Here is a 16411-nt window from a genome sequence, read left to right on the forward strand (position 1 = left end):
CCTCATGAGCACCGTCGGCCCCGCCCCCACTCCCCTCCCCCTGCTGCCCCTGGCGCAGGCGGGCGACGAGCAGGCGATGAACCGCCTGCTGACCGCGATCACGCCGTACGTCGCCCGGCTGTGCCGGTCCGTCACCCACGACGACGGCGCCGACGCCACCCAGGAGGCGCTCCTCGCCATCTACCGTGGCCTGCGCACCCTGCGCGAGCCGGCCGCGTTCTACGGCTGGGTCCGCTCGGTGACCCTCCGCGAGGCCGTCCGCACGGTGAGACGCGCGGGTGAGGAAGGCGCCTACGTGCCGGTCGATCCGGGGCAGGACGCCAACCCGCTGGACACCGTGCACATCACCGACGTACTGGAGCGGCTCTCCACCTCACACCGGCAGGTGCTCACCCTGCGCGCCTACGGCCTCAACGAGGAGGAGATGGCACAGGTCCTGTCCCTGCCGGTGGGTACGGTGCGGTCCCGGCTGCACCGGGCGCGCCGACGCTTCCGGGAGGCGTGGCTGCCCTCGGCCGCGTAGACCGGCCGGCCGGAGCGGGCGCCGGACGGCCCGACGGGACCATGGTCCACGAGCGGCCCGAAGGGGCCCACGGCCTATCGGGCCGTCGGCCGGTCGAACCGCGGGCACGGCGGGTGACCGCGGACGGCGGGGCGACCGGCACGGCGGGTGACCGCGGACGGCGGGGCGACCGCGGGCGGTGTGCGCGCCGTCCGCGGTCGCCGGGCGGGGGGGAGGCCGCGTTGTGGCTACTCGACGAGGTGCGGCAGGACGCGCGGCGGCCACTGCCCCGCCGCGAACATGCCCAGTCCGTGGGCGCGCGCCACGAGCGCGGGGCGGTTCGGGGCGTCGAACCTGCGCAGCAGCCGCCCCACGCGGTACTCGACCCCTTGGCGGCTCATGTAGAGGCGGCTGGCCAGCTGCACCGTCGACGCTCCGCTCGCCACCCCCTCCAGCACGTGTGCGTCCAGTCGGCTGAGCGTCAATCCGTCCTGCCGCTCCGGCGGCTCGCGGTCCTCGGCGGGGCTGAGCAGGATGACGAGTCCGGCGGGACCGTCCGGGTCGGCGACCGCGACGGCCGTCAGGTGGCCGCGGAAGGTCCGGCCGGTGCCGTCCCGGCCGGTGACCCGCTCGGTGAAGCAGCTCGACCGGCCCTCGGAGAGATCGGCGAGCCGGCGCCGCAGGCTCCCGGGCAACCGCGCGAGGAGGAGGTCGCACAGGTCGCGGCCGCATATCTCGCCGGGACTGAGCCCGAAGGCCCCGGCGAACTCCGGCTCCGCGGCGGTGACGGTCGTGTCCCCGGCCGATACGTGGGCCGTGTACGTACGACGTCTACGGCTGCCGTGGGCGTCCGGCGGGAAGGCGCGGCACGCGGGGCCGGTGGCCGCCTCCGCGCCGTCGGGAGAGGCAGGGGACGAGAGAGAGGAGGCGGTGCTCATGGTGGCCACGGACGTACCCTCTTTTCTGTGCACGTGGGGGTTGCGATGCGCCACGACCTCCGGACAACGTTGTCGGGGCTCCTCTTCCCCGAGGTTGTCCACGCAGGTTCCACCACGCCCACCGTTACGCCCGACGGGCGTGCCGAAACGGCGCCGGTGGCGCGTAACCGTCTGCCGGCGCCCGGGAAGCGGCTGCCGCGGCCTTCCGCGCGGTCGGGGTCCGCGACGAGCCCGACGAAACGCGAGGGGGGCACGGGAACCTCCGGAGACGAGGGCGAGATCGCATCGGGTCGGCATCTTGGAGACTAAGCGTGGGCAAGGCCCTTGGCAAGGGTTTGCCTGGCGTTCTGAACTCTCGTCAATTCCATTTGTCCAGGCCCGTTTTCGGCCGATCGTGCCCCGCCGCTCGGGACGACGGGAATGCGATGCGGGGCGAACACCGTTGATCGACCGGCGCGTTCCGCGTTTGCAACTGTGTTGCCCGCGCTGTCGACGCTTCGTAAAGTGTGGACGGCTTCCGCACGCTGCCGGCGGAGGCGCGGAAGGAAGCGGACTCACGAAGACCTCGGGGGATCAGAGGGTGGGAATGCCGGAGCAGCCTCACTTCGGACGACGGCTGAGGAAGCTGAGGCTGGAACGCGGGCTGAGCCAGATGGCGGTCGTCGGCGAGGGCATGTCGACGGGATACCTGTCCCGGCTGGAGTCCGGCGAACGGCGGCCCACCCCGCGCGCCGTGACCTACCTGGCCCAGCGGCTCGGCGTCGACGTCTCCGCGCTGAGCGAGCCGCTGGGCTGCGGTTCCCTCAGTCACGCACTGGCGGCCGCGTCCTCGGCTCCGCCCGGCACCGACAGCACCGTCGCCCTGGTCCACGCGCTGCGGGACGACGACCACGCGGACCCCTCCAGCCGCTGGCAGGCGCTGTGGCTGCTCAGCCGCGCCGACGACCGCAACGGCGACTACGAGGCGGAACGCGGCCGGCTGCGCGAACTCATCGATCTGAGCGAACTGTTGGCGATACCGGAACTGCGGGTGCGCGCGTATGTCCAGTACGCGCGGTGCCTTCGGGCGCTGGGCGACCTGGGGACGGCGGAGGCGGCGGCGGTGACCGCGCTCGCCGTCGCGCGCGAGGAAGAGCTCCAGGTGGCCGACACCATGACGGCGCTGGTGATGCTGATCGGCGTCGAGACCGAGTCGGGCCGCCTCGACGCGGCCGGCCGGCACGTCCACGAACTGGAGCGGGACCTGCTGCCCGCGGCCAGCGCCCCCCAGGCCGCCGAGGCGCTGTGGACCGCGTCCCTGGTCAGCCACCGCCAAGGGGACCACACCGCGGCCCGGAACCGCCTGGAGACCGCGCTGAGTCTGCTCCGCGCCCGCGACGACCCGGAGTTGTGGACACGACTGCGCACCGCCGCGGCCGCCACCGCGTTGGAGATGTCCCCGCCGCGGCCCGAGGCGGCCCGGCGCTGGCTGGGTGAGGCGGAGCCGCTGGCCGAACTGACCGGCACCCCGCGGCTCGGCCAGGAGCTGCGCGCGGTGCGCGCCCATCTGGCTTTCCACGAGGGACGGTTGGACGAGGCCCGGACCCTGTGCCGTGCGCTGCTGCACGACGACGGACTGCGCCTGCCCTGCCGCGACCGGGTGCGGCTGGCCGTCCTCGACGGCCGGCTGACCATCCTGGACGGCCGTGTCGAGGAGGGCATCGCGGCCCTGGAACGGCTCGGCCACCAGGCGGCGGAGGCCCGCAACCCGGACCTGGCGGCCCACATCTGGCAGTCCCTGGCCACGACCCTGGCCCAGGTGCGCACCCCGACGGCGTGCAACGCGGCGGGGCCCACCCACGGCCACGGGTGACCACACACGGCCGGGCCCCCGGGGCACGGCGGAGCCGGGCGGTAGGGCTCATCCGGCGGTACGGCTGCCGCGCGTACGGCTCGCCGGCCGGTGGTCTCACCGGGGCGCTACGGCAGGGGCACGGGCGCCGGTCACATACCGGCCGTCGCCTTGCGCCGCGCCTGCTCGAACTCCTGGACCGGGTCGCCGCCGACCCGCCAGGGCCAAGCAGTGACGGTGCCGTCCAGGGCCTCGAAGACCGCGCGGGCCTCCACCCGCCGGTCGGCGGCCAGCAAGGCGTAGGCGAGGACGTTGAGATCCGCCGGGGCCGCGGCGTGCTTCAGGAAGCCGGGCTGCACCCAGGTGTGGACGACACGGTCGAGAGCCTGGGCCGCCATGACCTGGGACCAGTGGTTGCGCGCCACCAGAGCCTCGAACCCGCCCCGGTCGAGCACGGCCTGGTACTGCTGGACCTGGGCGATGAGTTCCGTCGCCGCGCAGGGGGCGTTCGCGGGCATGCGGGCCCGCAGGGTGTCCACGAACTCCAGGACCTGCATGCGCGACCCGGCCTCCTGCGGGCTCAGGTAGCCCAGCATGGCCAAGTAGGCCTCCCGGTTCCAGCGGTCACGCGCGAGCACCTCGTTCCAGACGCCGAACACCCGGGGCTGCGCCCAGCGTTCGACGCGGGCCACCGCCAGGAGGGCGATCCAGGGGGTGGGGTCCTCCGGCGCGAGTTCGGCGGCCCGCAGGCAGCTGTCCACGGTGCCGGCCGCGTCCTCCAGGTTCCCGTGCGCGCGGGCACGGGCGACGTCGGTCCAGGCGTGCAGGACGAGCGCGTCGGCGTTGCGTGGTTCGCGGGTGGCCCAGGATCGTGCCAGATGCGACCCGGTCAGGAAATCGGCCAGCACCCCGAGGCGGTGGGTCCGGCGGTCCCAGTCGCCCGGCTCCTGGCCCAGCAGCCGGGACAGCTGCGCGGCGCACAGGTCCGTCGTCGCGAAGGTCCCGGTCCTCGTGGTCGCCAGCAGCGATTTCAGCAGCCTGCCCAGTTCCTGGTCACCGAGTTCCGGCGACAGGCGGGCCCCGGTGCGGCGACGCGATAGAAAAGCCATGGTCGGAGGCTAGAGCGGCAGGTGGATTACGCAAGGTGCGCGCCCAGATCGTTATCAGTCACCAACAGTCGAGCGCGGGCCGGCCACGCCCGCCATCCCGGCAACGGGGCGGCACGATGCCCCTGGGGGGCGAAGGGCCGACTCCGATCGCTCGACCTGCTGCCGGACACTGCGCGGGACTTGCGCTCTCGTACGTCCGTGGCCGGGGCGGTAGGCGACGAACTGAGCCCGTGGTTCTCGGCGACGAGCGTGCGGGCTTGTCAGTTCTCGGGCTGCGTCTGTGCCGGTGGGGCGGTCGCGGACAGGGCGCGCAGATCGTCGAAAGCTTGGGCGAGGTGCTCGCTCAGGCTCTGTGACGGGTCGGCGATACAGGCTTGGGCCACTTGGTGGAAGGTGGCCCAGCCGGTGTGGGCTGCCAGGGCGGCCAGCCGGTCCGGGACTCCGCGCTGTCGCAGGGCCTCTGCCAAGGCCTCGGTGAGCGACACGGCCTGTCCGTCCGGCTGAGCGGTCGATGAGCACGAATTCGTGGAAGTTCTCGTGCACACGCCCCCAGTCGTGAATGGCCTCGTCTGCGAGCCCGCTCAGGTGGTAGATGTGGTCGGCCGCAGCCAAGCGATCGAACACTTCCTGCTGAAGGTTCGCCTCCAGGTCGGCGGGCATGTCCCCGAACTGGTTCGCCCATCCCCGCAGGACGTGCGCGCTCTTCTCCCGGCTGACGATCTCGTACACGTCAAGGGTGGCCAGCCTCAACCAGTACGGGCCGTGCCTGGCACCCTCCGCCAGGACCCCACCGCCCGCATAGTCGTCCCGGAACTGTTCATGACCGATGAGCGCCCCGAGTAGCTCCCCAGCCCCTGCGGACTCCGCGGGGAATCGCAGCCGCTTGATGTCGACCCACCCGAAGCCGTGCGATCTCGCCTCCCGGAACGTGTAGTCCCGGAAATTGATGAACGCATCACGCAGCACACGTCAGGAACCCTCGCTGCCGCCCCCGACCGCCGGCAGAAGCTCGCTCGCATCATCATTCGGCTCACGGGCCTGTTGACTCATCGTGGTGACGAGGGTGGAGGAGATATGGGCCAGGGCGGGATCGGCAGCGATGAAGAAGGTCTCGACTCCGGCCAGCTCATGGTTCATGCGGGCCATCGGCATCTCGTAGTCCAGGTCGGCGACACCGCGGACTCCGCGGATGACGACGTCGATGCCGGCTCCGCGGCAGTAGTCGACCAACAGGCCGCCGGTGTGGGAGTCGACCGTGACGTTGCTCAAGCCGGTCGCCGCCTCGCGGAGCCGGTCCAGCCGTTCCGTGACGGGCAGGCGGCCGCTCTTGTTCGCGTTGAACATCACGCACACGACGACCTCGTCGAACAGGAGGGCAGCGCGCCGGAGTACGTCCTGGTGCCCTTGAGTGACGGGGTCGAAGGATCCTGGGAAGAGGGCTCGCATGATCGGGAAGAGTAACAAGCGGCCGCCCCCGGTGGTGAAGTGCGCAGGGCAGGACAACCGCAACGTCACACGTCGGTCACGCCACGTGGGAGGCCCGCGTCGGGCACGCCCCGGAAATCGCCGGAGATCCACTGCCTCATGCCGCCGACCTCTTACGCCCGGTGGGCGACTGATCCACAGGACCTGACTACTTCAGTTGACGTACTTCAACTGGAGTGGTCTACTCGGAGTCGTTCGGAGCGAGGAAGGAGTACGCGATGCGTCAGAATCCGGCCCGTCGGGCCGCACTGCTCGACGGCGCCATCGAGGTTCTCGCCCGCGAGGGCGCACGCGGCCTGACCCAGCGCGCTGTCGACAAGGAGGCGGGGGTGCCCATCGGCACCGCGTCCAACTACTTCCGCAACCGCGACGATCTGCTCGTCCAGGCCGGTGCCCGCGTCTACGAGCGCCTCAGACCCGAAGAGAACGCGCTCACCGAGATGTTCGGCCAGGCGCGGGACGCCGCGTCGTACGGCGTGATGCTGCGGGAGAGCGTCGGCAGGGTCGCGGCCTTCCCGGCCGGGCACCTGGCGCTGCTGGAGCTGCGGCTGGAGGCCACCAGAAGGCCGGAGTTGCGGACGCTGCTCACCGAGCGGGTCCGCGCCGACATCGACGAGAACGTCAACCGGCACGAGGCCGCCGGCCTGCCCGGTGGCGCAACCGCCGTCCGGCTGATGTACCTGGCCATGAACTGGCTGATCGTCGAGCAGCTCACACTGCCGGAGGTCTTCACGGACGCCGAGCGCGACCGACTGGTCGCGCAGGCAGTGGAGCGCATCGTCGGACCGTTCCCCACCTCCACGGAATGACACCGACAGCGCCCCCTCGGGCGGCGGCGCACCCCACCCCCGTCCACTGCAACCGATCGGCAAGGGAACCATATTGCGCAAGCTCGTGTACTTCATCGCCTCCACGCTCGACGGTTTCATCGCCGGTCCCGACGGCTCCGACCCCACCGGCCCCGGCGGCTTCTGGTCGCCGTCCGCGGACTACATCCAGCACATCGTCGAGGAGTACCCCGAGACCCTGCCGGGGCCGGCGCGGGCCGCGCTCGGTGTCACCGCCGAAGGCGTCCGCTTCGACACCGTCGTGGAAGGCCGCAAGAGCTATGAGACCGGCCTCGCGGCCGGCGTGACCGATGCCTACCCCCACCTGAGGCACCTGGTCTTCTCCCGGACACTGACCGAAAGCCCGGACCCCGGCATCGAACTCGTCGGCGGCGACCCGGAGTCGAAGCTGCGGGAGTTGAAGGGCGATGGCGGCAAGGACATCTGGCTCGTCGGCGGAGGGGAACTCGCCGGCGCACTCCATGGCGAGATCGACCGCGTGATCGTCAAGCTCAGTCCGCTCACCGTCGGCGCCGGCATACCCCTCTTCGGGCGCACCGCGGCCTTCGCGCCCAACGCCTGGGAACTCACCGACCACACCGTCCTCAAGGGCGGAGCGGCCTTCCTCACCTACGACCGACTCCCCGGTAGTCCCCAGCCCGCCGGCAGGTAGCGGCAAAGGGTAAGGAGAGCAGGCCGGTCGGCCCGACTTCACGCCGGTGCGGGTTCGTTCGGCGTGGTCGGTGAGTGCTGTTCATGTGGACGTCGGCGATCGACGAGCGGAGCACAGTGCGCGGTCGACGAGAGCCGTGACGTCTTGCATCTGCCGAGTGGCGCTGCTTTCATCGCCCGGTCGGCTGTGCAAGGAGACCGTGACGACGGTCCGGCCGTCCGGAGTCGTGGCAGGCCACACCAGGTATCCGAATCCGTCGCCGCTGTGCCCCCAGTACCCGCCGCCGCAGGACAGTGGTGTCCAGAACAGGCCGAGCCCGTCGCGCGTGCCCGGTGGAAAGCCGCGGTCGGCGGGGACTTCGACAGTGTGCTGCATCTCGGCCAGCTGGGCGGGGGCCAGAAGCCTGCCCTGCACCAGTGCCGTGAAGAACCTGTTGGTGTCCGCAACTGTACTGATCATCGACCCGTCGGCGTCGGCGTCGAAGGGCAGGTAGGCGACCGTGGTGTCGGTCATGGCACCACCCGGTTCGAACTGCTGGTAGTCCCGGGCATGAGGAGCGGGCAGGAAAGGCCAGTTGCCGGGTGTGAGAGTGCGGGTGAGCCACAGCGGACGAACGATCCTGGCCCGGACCTCGTACTCCCATGAATGGCCCGTGACAGCCTTGATGACCATGCCGAGGAGAACATAGTTGGTGTTGGAGTACTCCCAGCCGACACCGGGTGAGAAGGACGGCTGGTGCTTCATCGCGAGGGCCACACGCTGCTGGGAGGTATAGGTGGTCCAGCGGTTCGCGCGATACCCGGCCGCGCTGAGATCAGGAACGACGTCGCCGATGTAGTCGGGCAGCCCGCTGGTGTGCCGGAGCAACTGGCGCAGCGTGATCCGGTGCCCGTCATTGCCATGGCCGCGAACCAGGCCGGGCAGCCACGTGTCCACCGTGTCGTCCAGCGACAGGCGGCCTTCACCGGCGAGCTGGAGCAGTACGGTCGCGACGAACGTCTTCGTGGTGCTGCCGATCCTCACGTAACCGTCCGTGGCCACGGGCTGCCCGGTGCTGAGATCGCCGACCCCGCTATGGACGGTCCGCACTCCGTGGGGCGTCTCCAGTCTCACCGATACGCCTGTGACGCCGTCGTCCCGCAGGGCGTCGGCATCACGCTGTAGTCGGGACAGGCGATCAGGAGCCGCCGCTCTGGATTCCGCTGGAACGAACAACGCCAGCAGGGCGACAGCGAGCACGGTCACTGTCCGATGGCTGATCCGACTCCGCATGATCGACATGAGGCAACGCTAAGAACGACACGTCCGGCGAACCATCCGGCCAACCAGCGGTCCCATGGTCGGGTTCTCCCCCGTGTGCTGGCTGACGTCGTCCGGACCGTCCTCAACCTGCAACGGCTATGACCATCAAGAACAAGCTGAGTGCCGGTACCAATAGAGCGATTCAGGGACGACGCCGGTACACCGTGACCTTGCGGCGGTGGCCGTTGGCGCGGTCACGGGCTGTCGTGGGCCTGGAGGCGTGGGCGTCGGTGACGACGATGACGCGGTCCACGGTCAGCATGGCGTCCGCTGTCCGCCGGGGGAACCCTCCCTACCGTACAAGGTCCCCGATTCACTGGGGCCTTGGATCAGGGCCGGATCTCTGGCTCCGGTGAACGCGGCCGGTGAGACGGCCCGGTCCATGGCCCCCCGTTCCCCGTGCGCGTGCGCGGCCGCGGGAATCGGAACCTGCCGATCCCGGCGTAGAGAACCGGCGCCCCGGCCGTCCTGCGCACGGACTTCGGGGCGCTCGTCGGCCTCCTCGGCAGCCCCTCGGTCGGCTTCGACGGCGTGATCCCCCAGCCATCCGCTGGTGTTCTCCGTTGCGCGCGAGGTTCCCTCCGGTCGATCCTGTGCATGACGGGCGAGGAGGACGGCGTGGGGTTGATTCTGTTCCCGGGCGACGGAGACACCACCAGTCCGCATGTCGCTTGGTCCTACAGCGGTTTCAACGCCTTCCGCCACCGTTCGGCGCACGAATGGCACGAGCAGGCCGCCGACCCCCTCGTCCGGCAGCACATCGACGACGCCCGACAACTGGCGCTCGTCCTACGCCTCTGCATCGAGAAGGACGTCGAACTGATCTTTCTGTGACGTCCGCCGAGCCCGATCACCTATCCATGACGGCGAGGACCGAGTCGCTGCTCAACTCCCTGGTGGTGACGCCGGTATCGCTGCCCCGCTCGTCGGCCCGGACCCAGCTGGGACCGCTGGAGTGATGAGTGCGACCGGACGAGACCGTCGCCGCCAGGGCCTCGCTCCCCCATCTACCCCCCCGCCTCCCTGTCACTACAGCTCGCCTTGCCCCTCCTACCGACTCTCCTCGACCCGTTCAGTCCCATGAAGCAGGAGTTCGCCATGCGCAAGGCCTCGCGCCGCCTCCCGTCCCGTGTCGTCGTGATCGGGGGGAGCATCGCCGGCATGTTCGCCGCGGCGGCGGTCAAGGATCACGTCGATGCCGTGGACATCGTCGAAGCGCACCATCTGCCGGAAGGACCCCACCCGCGCACCGGTGTGCCCCAGGCCGTTCACGTCCACATGTTGCAGACGGGGGGCGCCGAGGCGATCGAAACACTCGTCCCCGGCAGCATCGACCTGCTGCTCGCCGCAGGCGCCCACCGCGTTCCCGTCACCACCAACATGGTGGTCTACTCCCCCGAGGGCTGGTACCGCCGCTGGCGGAAGGCCACCCACTATGTGATCAGCGCGAGCCGGGACCTGACCGACTTCGTCGTCCGCGAGCAGGTGCTCGAAGACCCGCGGATCAGCGTGCACACGCACACCAGGGCGGTCGGACTGCTGGGCGGCAGTGGCAAGGTGACGGGAGTACGGGTGCGTGCCGGAGACGGTACGGAGACCGAGCTGGACGCCGAACTCGTCATCGACGCCTCCGGACGGGCCACCCGCACTCCCCAGTGGCTCGGCCGGCTCGGCATCACCCGCCTCGTGAAGGAGGAGATCGACTCGGGCCTGGTGTACGCCAGTCGCGTCTACCAGGCTCCCGTCCCCACCCGAAACTGGCCCGTGGTCGGCATTCAGGCCGATCCGCGGTCGCCCGGCCAGAGCAAGGCCGGTGCCATCCTCCCCATCGAAGGCGACCGTTGGCACGTCAGTCTGATCGGCGCCCGCGGCGAGCACCCGACCGGCGACGCCGAAGCCTTCGAACCCTTCGCGCGAACGCTGCGCCACCCCTTACTGGCAGACCTCCTCGCACACGCCCGACCGCTCACCGGCGTCAGCCTCACCCACAGCACCACCAACCGGCGCTATCGCTACGAGCGGCTCCCCCGTTGGCCGGAGGGTCTCGTGGTACTGGGGGACTCCGTTGCCGTCTTCAACCCTGTGTACGCGCAGGGCATTTCAGCGGCGGCCCAAGGAGCCTTGGCTCTCCGAGAGTTACTCGCCCAGGGTCTCACCACAGGCCTCGCCCGCCGTGCTCAGCGCGCGATCGCCCGGCCCATCGACAACGCCTGGGCCCTCGCCACGGGACAGGACATCCATTCCGGCACCGGCACCGGCACCTCGAAGGGCAGGAGCCCGAACTTCACCGATCGGCTCCTGCACCGCTACGTCAGCCGCCTGTCGCTGACCGCGACGGGTTCGTTCCATGCCGCCACGGCGCTGACCGACGTACTCGCCCTTCAGGCGCCGCCGTCCTCGCTCGTCAAGCCGCGGACGCTGTTGGCGGCGTTCCTCGGCCCTCTCGCCCCTCCCCTCGACGGCCCCCAGTTCAGCCACGCCGAACGCAGCCTCCTCGACAGTCTGTCCAGCGGGCCGGAACAGGGCACGCGGCAACGCTGATCCCGACGCACCCTGCGCCACGAATCGGGTTCGCTCCCCGGTCAGCGCAGGATCAGCATGGCCTCGTAGGCCTCCGCAGCCACTGCCCACCGCCAGGCCTTCAGACCTTCGCGGGGGACCTCCCGCGCCTTCCGGTAGTCGGCGGCGGTCTGGAAGTCGTAACCGCGTGGACGTCGGCCGGTGCGGGCCGGAATCTGTCACCCATTAGGTCTAGACCATAACGGCAGAACGGGTTCGGTCAAGAGGCGCGGCGAGACGAACTGGTCACCGCGTGAACCGACTTGACCCTTCGCACCACACCCAGAACTTTCCCGTCTGTTGGTCTAGACAACTCTGGCCGGAATAGCTCACAGTTCCACTGCGTCTGCGCGGCCCCGGGCCGCGTCCGCACCGCCGTCACGCGTCGGTCACCCCACGGCGCGGCATCACCCGACCCCCGCACCATCCCATCGGCGCGCCGCCCGAGGACCGCGTACCGGCGCCGTCCGGTGCGGCACGCCGCAACGCGATCCAGCTTGCAGGCCCCCACCGCGGCGCAGCGTCCCCGAGGTCGCTGCGCGAGAGAGGAGCACCCCCATGGAAACGCTGGAAAGAAGCAAGGAGCACGTGCTCGGACTGTTCCGGATCGTCGTCGGGCTGCTGTTCGCCTGCCACGGAGCCGCGACCCTGTTCGGCGTCCTGGGCGGTCCGCACGGCGCCGAGCCGCACTTCGCCGAATGGCCCGGCTGGTGGGCCGCGGCCATCCAACTGGTCGGCGGGGCGGCGGTCCTGAGCGGGCTCGGGACCCGGGTCGCGGCCGTGCTGTGCTCAGGTTCCATGGCGTACGCCTACTTCGACGTGCACCAGGCGCACGGGACCCTGCCCATCCAGAACGGCGGGGAACCGGCGGCCCTGTTCTGCTGGTCCTTCCTCCTCATCGCCGCCCTCGGCCCGGGGCGCTGGGCACTGGGCTCCCTCTTCCCTTCCCGACGGTCCGACACCGAGGGGACGACCGGGACGTGGAGCCCGAGCACGCCGACATCGGTGTGAGCGGACGGCCCCCGGTCGAACATGGCCGTGGCCGCCATGCGTACGCGGCCGCGACGGCCCGGTCGAACATGCGCCGTGGTCCAGTCCACCTCCACGTGCCCTGTACAGGCATGCGGCGCACAAGCTCCGTAAATTGGTCTAGTCCCTTCTTGGTCCAGACCATTGACCCGCCCATCCGGCGGGCGCTATCCAGTAACCGACAACACCTGCCCCGCGCACGGACATTGGCCCCCACCACACACCGGGACTGACATGAGACTCGCGCTCTCCTTCCGCGCGGCCCTCACCGCGACCGCCACCATGGCGGCCGCGGTGGGCCTCGCCCTCACGGGAACCGGCAGCGCCCAGGCCGCGACACCCCTGCCGAACCACGTCTTCGCCCCCTACTTCGAGGCGTGGACCGGTGAGAGCCCCGCCGCCCTGGCCGCCCAGTCGGGCGCGAAGCACCTGACGATGGCCTTCTTGCAGACCGCCTCCAAGGGCTCCTGCACGCCGTACTGGAACGGCGACACGGGCCTGCCGGTCGCCGCGTCCTCCTTCGGCGCCGACATCAAGACGATCCAGGGCAACGGCGGCGACGTCATTCCCTCGTTCGGGGGCTACACGGCCGACACCACCGGCACCGAGATCGCCGACAGCTGCACCGACGTGCAGCAGATCGCCGCCGCGTACGAGAAGGTCATCACCACCTACGACATCTCGCGGCTCGACATGGACATCGAGGTCGACTCGCTCGACAACTCCGCCGGCATCGACCGCCGCAACAAGGCCATCAAACTGGTCGAGGACTGGGCGGCGGCCAACGGGCGCAAGGTGGAGATCTCCTACACCCTGCCGACCACCACCCACGGCCTCGGGGACACCGGTGCGGCGCTCCTGCGCAACGCGGTGAGCAACGGCACCCGCGTCGACGTCGTGAACCTCATGACGTTCGACTACTACGACAACCAGTCCCACGACATGGCGAAGGACACCCAGACCGCCGCCCAGGGCCTGTACGACCTGCTCGCCCAGCTGTACCCGGGCAAGACCGCGGCCCAGCTGTGGAACATGGTCGGCGTCACCGAGATGCCGGGCGTCGACGACTTCGGCAAGGCCGAGACCTTCACCCTGGCCAACGCCCGTACCGTGTACGACTGGGCGGTCGCCAAGGGCATCAACACCCTGTCCTTCTGGGCGCTCCAGCGGGACAACGGCGGCTGTGCGGGCGGCGCCGCCGCGGACAACTGCTCCGGCATCGAGCAGAACACGTGGGACTTCACGCACGTCTTCGCGCCGTTCACCGGCGGCGGCACCACCACGCCGTCCAACGACTTCTCCGTCACGCTCAGCCCCGCCTCCGGGTCCGTGACGGCCGGCCAGTCCGCCACGGCCACCGTGAAGACGGCCGTGACGAAGGGTGACGCCCAGAGCGTGAAGCTCAGCGTCAGCGGGGCCCCGGCGGGCGTGACCGCCTCCCTGAGCCCGACGTCGGTCACCGCGGGCGGCTCCTCCACTCTGACCCTGGCCACCACCTCGGCCGCGCCCTCGGGCACCTACACCGTCACCGTGACCGGCGCGGGCTCCACGGGAAGCCACTCGGCGACCTACGCCCTGACCGTGACCGGTGGCTCCGGCAACCAGTGCACGGCCGCCCCGTGGGCCAAGGACGCCGTCTACACCGGTGGCCAGCAGGTCTCCTACAAGAGCCACAACTGGAAGGCCAAGTGGTGGACGACGGGCGAGGAGCCCGGCACCACCGGCCAGTGGGGTGTCTGGCAGGACCTCGGCGCCTGCTGAACCACCACGTCACCGCCCGGACGGCACGTCGCCGCGGGTGACCGTCGGAGGGACCGGTAGCGAGCGGCTCCAGCGACACGGTGCCGCCGACGCACGCACGCACGACACCGAGCACCGCCACCCGGCCCCCACGGGACGGGGGGGGGGGCGCCCCCCCCGGGGGGGGGGGGGGGGGGCGCGCCCCCCCCCCCCCCCCCCCCCCCCCCCCCCCCCCCCCCCCCCCCCCGGGGGCGCCCCGCCCCCCCCCCCGGGGGGGGGGGCCCCGCCGCCCGTCCCGCGTTCCCCACCACCGGCGCAACGGCACCCGGGGTCGCAGGTCGACATCGGCGGCCACGTACGCAGCGGCTCCGTCGCGCCCCGCGGCGCCGGCCCGGCGACCGGCGCACCGCGACCTGGTCGTCGGCTCCCCGCGGTCCGGCGCCCAGCCACCCGCGCCCCGCGCCACCCCGCCCTGCCGGTTCAGGCGCGCGGGGTCCAGGCCGCGACCAGGTCGAGCAGTCCGGGGAACCGGGCGTTGAGATCGTCGACGCGTACGTGGCTGCGGCGTTCGAGCCCGTACTGGCGCTGGCGTGTGATCCCGGCCTCGCGCAGCGCCTTGAAGTGGTGCGTGAGCGACGACTTGGGCCGGTCGAACCCGAACCAGCCGCACGAATGGTCGAAGTTCTCCGACTCCAGGAGGAGTTTTCGGACGATCGTCAGCCGCAGCGGGTCGCTGAGCGCACCGAGCACGGTCTCCAGGCGCAGCTCGTCGACCGCCGGCTCCGGTAGGGGTTCGGGCAGGTCGGACGGATCGGGGAGCGCCTTGGCGGCGGGTGCGGGTGGCGTGGACGCGGGCATAGGCAACTCCTCATAACGCGATTCCTATGTACGACTTCTATCGTACTGCATGCTAAGTTCGACTCGACTCGTACTGCTGGAGAGCCGGCAGGGATGATCGGGAGGAACAGTCATGTCCGAGACCCGGACCTCAGCCGTCCAGACCGTCGACGGGAGGGAGCGCGCAGACACCGCCGGGAGCGGCGCGCGGCCCACGGCGCCACTGTGGTGGGTGTGGCTGGCCGCGTGGCCGGTCACGGCCGTCTTCGTCCTCTCGAACGCGGCGACGCCGTTGTACGTGCTGTGGCAGCGCGACATCGGCTTCTCCAAGGGCACCCTGACCGTGGTGTTCGCCTTCTACATCGTCGGTCTGATCGGCTCGCTGCTGGTCTCCGGCGTGGTCTCCGACCGGGTGGGCCGCAAGCCCGTCCTGCTGCCCGCGCTGGTGCTCGCCCTCGCCGCCTGCCTGATCTTCGCCACCGCCGCAAGCGTGGCGGCCCTGATCGTGGCGCGGCTGTTCACCGGGATCGCGGTCGGGGCGGTCGTCTCGGCCGGCATGGCCGCGGTCACCGACGTCGCCGGGCCCGCCCGCAAGCGGATCGCCGCCCTGCTCGCCTCCTGCGCCATGGTCTTCGGCGCCGGACTCGGCCCGCTGCTCGCCGGCGTGCTCTCCGAGGTGGCGCCCGCGCCGACCGTGACCGTCTTCGTCGTCGAGGCCGTGCTCCTGGTGAGCGCGGTGCTCTGCGTGCTGCGCATGCCGGTACGGCGTCCCGAGGTGCGCGCCGAGGGCGCCTGGGTTCGGGTGCCCGGGGTCCCGCGCGGGAACGGTCGTCAGCTCGCCCTCGGCATCGCGGTGTTCGCGCCCGGCATCACCGCCACGTCCTTCGTCCTCTCGCTGGGCCCCTCGCTCCTGTCCGGACTGCTCGGCACCACCAACCGGATCGTCGCCGGAGCCATGGCCTTCGTGATGTTCCTGACCGCGACCGGGGTGCAGTTCGCCGTCCAGCGGCTGCGCCGGCGCACCATCCTCACGGCGGGTGCCGCCGGCACCACACTGAGCATGATCACGCTGGTCGTCGCCGTGCACACCTCGGCGGTGGCGGTCCTCATCCTCTCGGCGCTGCTGGCCGGCGCCGGCCAGGGCCTGGGCCAGTTGGGCGGCCTGTCGCTGCTCAACTCCAGCGTCCCGCCCCAGCGCCTCGCCGAGGCCAACGCCGCTCTCAACGTGGGCGGTTACGTCCTCGCCGGCATCCTGCCCGTCTCCGCGGGCTACCTCAGCGACGCCGTGGGGCTGACCAACGGTGCCACGGTCTTCGGTGCCGTCCTCATGGGGCTCGCCCTGATCGGCGGCCGGGTGGTCCTCTCCACCCGGCGCGAGGTGACGGACCCGTCCTGACGGCATCCGGGAGGAGGGACGCTCCCGGGGGGTGGGGGGGGGGGGGGGGGCGGGGGGGGGGGCCGCCCCCCCCCCCCCCCCCGGCGGGGGCGCCCCCCCCCCCCCCCCCCCCCCCCCCCCCCCGCGCCCCCCCCCCCCCCCCCCCCCCCCCCCCCCCCCCCCCCCCCCCCCCCCCCCCCACGT

The 16411-nt window shown here is 71.3% G+C and carries 16 protein-coding genes; 10 read left to right on the top strand and 6 right to left on the bottom strand.

Annotated elements, in window-relative coordinates:
- Positions 1-4 precede the first annotated feature (4 nt).
- A complete protein-coding gene (locus ACIQVT_RS12660; protein WP_403751283.1) occupies positions 5-523 on the top strand; it encodes an RNA polymerase sigma factor in 519 nt (172 codons plus the stop codon).
- Between the two features lie 227 nt (positions 524-750).
- Here ACIQVT_RS12660 and ACIQVT_RS12665 read toward each other — a convergent pair whose 3' ends face one another.
- Positions 751-1440, bottom strand: coding sequence for a PAS domain-containing protein (locus tag ACIQVT_RS12665; RefSeq protein ID WP_403751789.1), 690 nt, complete (start codon positions 1438-1440; stop codon positions 751-753).
- 586 nt (positions 1441-2026) lie between these two features.
- Here ACIQVT_RS12665 and ACIQVT_RS12670 point away from each other — a divergent pair.
- Positions 2027-3292, top strand: a complete 1266-nt coding sequence (locus tag ACIQVT_RS12670; protein ID WP_403751285.1) for a helix-turn-helix domain-containing protein — start codon at positions 2027-2029, stop codon at positions 3290-3292.
- A gap of 131 nt (positions 3293-3423) precedes the next feature.
- Here the strand turns inward: ACIQVT_RS12670 and ACIQVT_RS12675 are convergent, their stop codons facing one another.
- Together ACIQVT_RS12675 and ACIQVT_RS12680 are read right to left on the bottom strand one after the other, a co-directional pair.
- Positions 3424-4380, bottom strand: coding sequence for a hypothetical protein (locus ACIQVT_RS12675; protein WP_403751287.1), 957 nt, complete (start codon positions 4378-4380; stop codon positions 3424-3426).
- Positions 4381-4640: 260 nt separating this feature from the next.
- Positions 4641-4847 (bottom strand): hypothetical protein, encoded by a 207-nt coding sequence (locus tag ACIQVT_RS12680; RefSeq protein ID WP_403751289.1) that lies wholly within the window; start codon positions 4845-4847, stop codon positions 4641-4643.
- 58 nt (positions 4848-4905) lie between these two features.
- On the opposite strand from ACIQVT_RS12680, the gene ACIQVT_RS12685 reads away from it, so the two are divergent.
- The gene (locus ACIQVT_RS12685) at positions 4906-5223 is read left to right on the top strand and encodes a hypothetical protein (RefSeq protein WP_403751291.1); all 318 of its coding nucleotides are present in this window, start codon (positions 4906-4908) and stop codon (positions 5221-5223) included.
- Positions 5224-5349: 126 nt separating this feature from the next.
- Here ACIQVT_RS12685 and coaD read toward each other — a convergent pair whose 3' ends face one another.
- Positions 5350-5826, bottom strand: a complete 477-nt coding sequence (gene coaD, locus ACIQVT_RS12690) for a pantetheine-phosphate adenylyltransferase (RefSeq protein WP_403751293.1) — start codon at positions 5824-5826, stop codon at positions 5350-5352.
- A gap of 257 nt (positions 5827-6083) precedes the next feature.
- Between coaD and ACIQVT_RS12695 the strand changes: the two genes are divergently transcribed.
- Together ACIQVT_RS12695 and ACIQVT_RS12700 are read left to right on the top strand one after the other, a co-directional pair.
- Positions 6084-6674, top strand: a complete 591-nt coding sequence (locus ACIQVT_RS12695; RefSeq protein ID WP_403751295.1) for a TetR/AcrR family transcriptional regulator — start codon at positions 6084-6086, stop codon at positions 6672-6674.
- A 73-nt stretch (positions 6675-6747) separates the two neighbouring features.
- Positions 6748-7365 carry a dihydrofolate reductase family protein gene (locus ACIQVT_RS12700; RefSeq protein WP_403751297.1) on the top strand — a complete coding sequence of 206 codons (618 nt, stop codon included), beginning with the start codon at positions 6748-6750 and terminating at the stop codon, positions 7363-7365.
- An 81-nt stretch (positions 7366-7446) separates the two neighbouring features.
- Here the strand turns inward: ACIQVT_RS12700 and ACIQVT_RS12705 are convergent, their stop codons facing one another.
- Complete coding sequence (locus ACIQVT_RS12705) at positions 7447-8646, bottom strand: serine hydrolase domain-containing protein (protein ID WP_403751299.1); 1200 nt, start codon at positions 8644-8646, stop codon at positions 7447-7449.
- Positions 8647-9285: 639 nt separating this feature from the next.
- On the opposite strand from ACIQVT_RS12705, the gene ACIQVT_RS12710 reads away from it, so the two are divergent.
- From ACIQVT_RS12710 to ACIQVT_RS12725, 4 genes are all read left to right on the top strand, one after another.
- Positions 9286-9501: a hypothetical protein gene (locus tag ACIQVT_RS12710; RefSeq protein WP_403751301.1), complete on the top strand. Its 216-nt coding sequence runs from the start codon at positions 9286-9288 to the stop codon at positions 9499-9501.
- A 246-nt stretch (positions 9502-9747) separates the two neighbouring features.
- Positions 9748-11208 carry an FAD-dependent oxidoreductase gene (locus tag ACIQVT_RS12715; protein WP_403751302.1) on the top strand — a complete coding sequence of 487 codons (1461 nt, stop codon included), beginning with the start codon at positions 9748-9750 and terminating at the stop codon, positions 11206-11208.
- A gap of 576 nt (positions 11209-11784) precedes the next feature.
- Positions 11785-12237, top strand: coding sequence for a DoxX family protein (locus ACIQVT_RS12720; protein WP_403751304.1), 453 nt, complete (start codon positions 11785-11787; stop codon positions 12235-12237).
- A gap of 252 nt (positions 12238-12489) precedes the next feature.
- Complete coding sequence (locus ACIQVT_RS12725; protein ID WP_403751306.1) at positions 12490-14016, top strand: glycosyl hydrolase family 18 protein; 1527 nt, start codon at positions 12490-12492, stop codon at positions 14014-14016.
- Positions 14017-14475: 459 nt separating this feature from the next.
- Here ACIQVT_RS12725 and ACIQVT_RS12730 read toward each other — a convergent pair whose 3' ends face one another.
- The gene (locus ACIQVT_RS12730; RefSeq protein ID WP_403751308.1) at positions 14476-14853 is read right to left on the bottom strand and encodes an ArsR/SmtB family transcription factor; all 378 of its coding nucleotides are present in this window, start codon (positions 14851-14853) and stop codon (positions 14476-14478) included.
- 112 nt (positions 14854-14965) lie between these two features.
- Between ACIQVT_RS12730 and ACIQVT_RS12735 the strand changes: the two genes are divergently transcribed.
- Positions 14966-16228, top strand: coding sequence for an MFS transporter (locus tag ACIQVT_RS12735; RefSeq protein ID WP_403751310.1), 1263 nt, complete (start codon positions 14966-14968; stop codon positions 16226-16228).
- Positions 16229-16411 lie beyond the last annotated feature (183 nt).

The organism is Streptomyces sp. NPDC100445 (genome assembly GCF_044759735.1).
In the GTDB taxonomy this organism is placed as follows: Bacteria; Actinomycetota; Actinomycetes; order Streptomycetales; family Streptomycetaceae; genus Streptomyces.

Coding starts and splice junctions, on each gene's coding strand:
- ACIQVT_RS12670 (WP_403751285.1), top strand. CDS start 2,027: ATGCCGGAGCAGCCTCACTTCGGACGACGGCTGAGGAAGCTGAGGCTG.
- ACIQVT_RS12675 (WP_403751287.1), bottom strand. CDS start 4,380: ATGGCTTTTCTATCGCGTCGCCGCACCGGGGCCCGCCTGTCGCCGGAA.
- ACIQVT_RS12735 (WP_403751310.1), top strand. CDS start 14,966: ATGTCCGAGACCCGGACCTCAGCCGTCCAGACCGTCGACGGGAGGGAG.
- ACIQVT_RS12730 (WP_403751308.1), bottom strand. CDS start 14,853: ATGCCCGCGTCCACGCCACCCGCACCCGCCGCCAAGGCGCTCCCCGAT.
- ACIQVT_RS12665 (WP_403751789.1), bottom strand. CDS start 1,440: ATGAGCACCGCCTCCTCTCTCTCGTCCCCTGCCTCTCCCGACGGCGCG.
- ACIQVT_RS12660 (WP_403751283.1), top strand. CDS start 5: ATGAGCACCGTCGGCCCCGCCCCCACTCCCCTCCCCCTGCTGCCCCTG.
- ACIQVT_RS12715 (WP_403751302.1), top strand. CDS start 9,748: ATGAAGCAGGAGTTCGCCATGCGCAAGGCCTCGCGCCGCCTCCCGTCC.
- ACIQVT_RS12705 (WP_403751299.1), bottom strand. CDS start 8,646: ATGTCGATCATGCGGAGTCGGATCAGCCATCGGACAGTGACCGTGCTC.
- coaD (WP_403751293.1), bottom strand. CDS start 5,826: ATGCGAGCCCTCTTCCCAGGATCCTTCGACCCCGTCACTCAAGGGCAC.
- ACIQVT_RS12720 (WP_403751304.1), top strand. CDS start 11,785: ATGGAAACGCTGGAAAGAAGCAAGGAGCACGTGCTCGGACTGTTCCGG.
- ACIQVT_RS12725 (WP_403751306.1), top strand. CDS start 12,490: ATGAGACTCGCGCTCTCCTTCCGCGCGGCCCTCACCGCGACCGCCACC.
- ACIQVT_RS12695 (WP_403751295.1), top strand. CDS start 6,084: ATGCGTCAGAATCCGGCCCGTCGGGCCGCACTGCTCGACGGCGCCATC.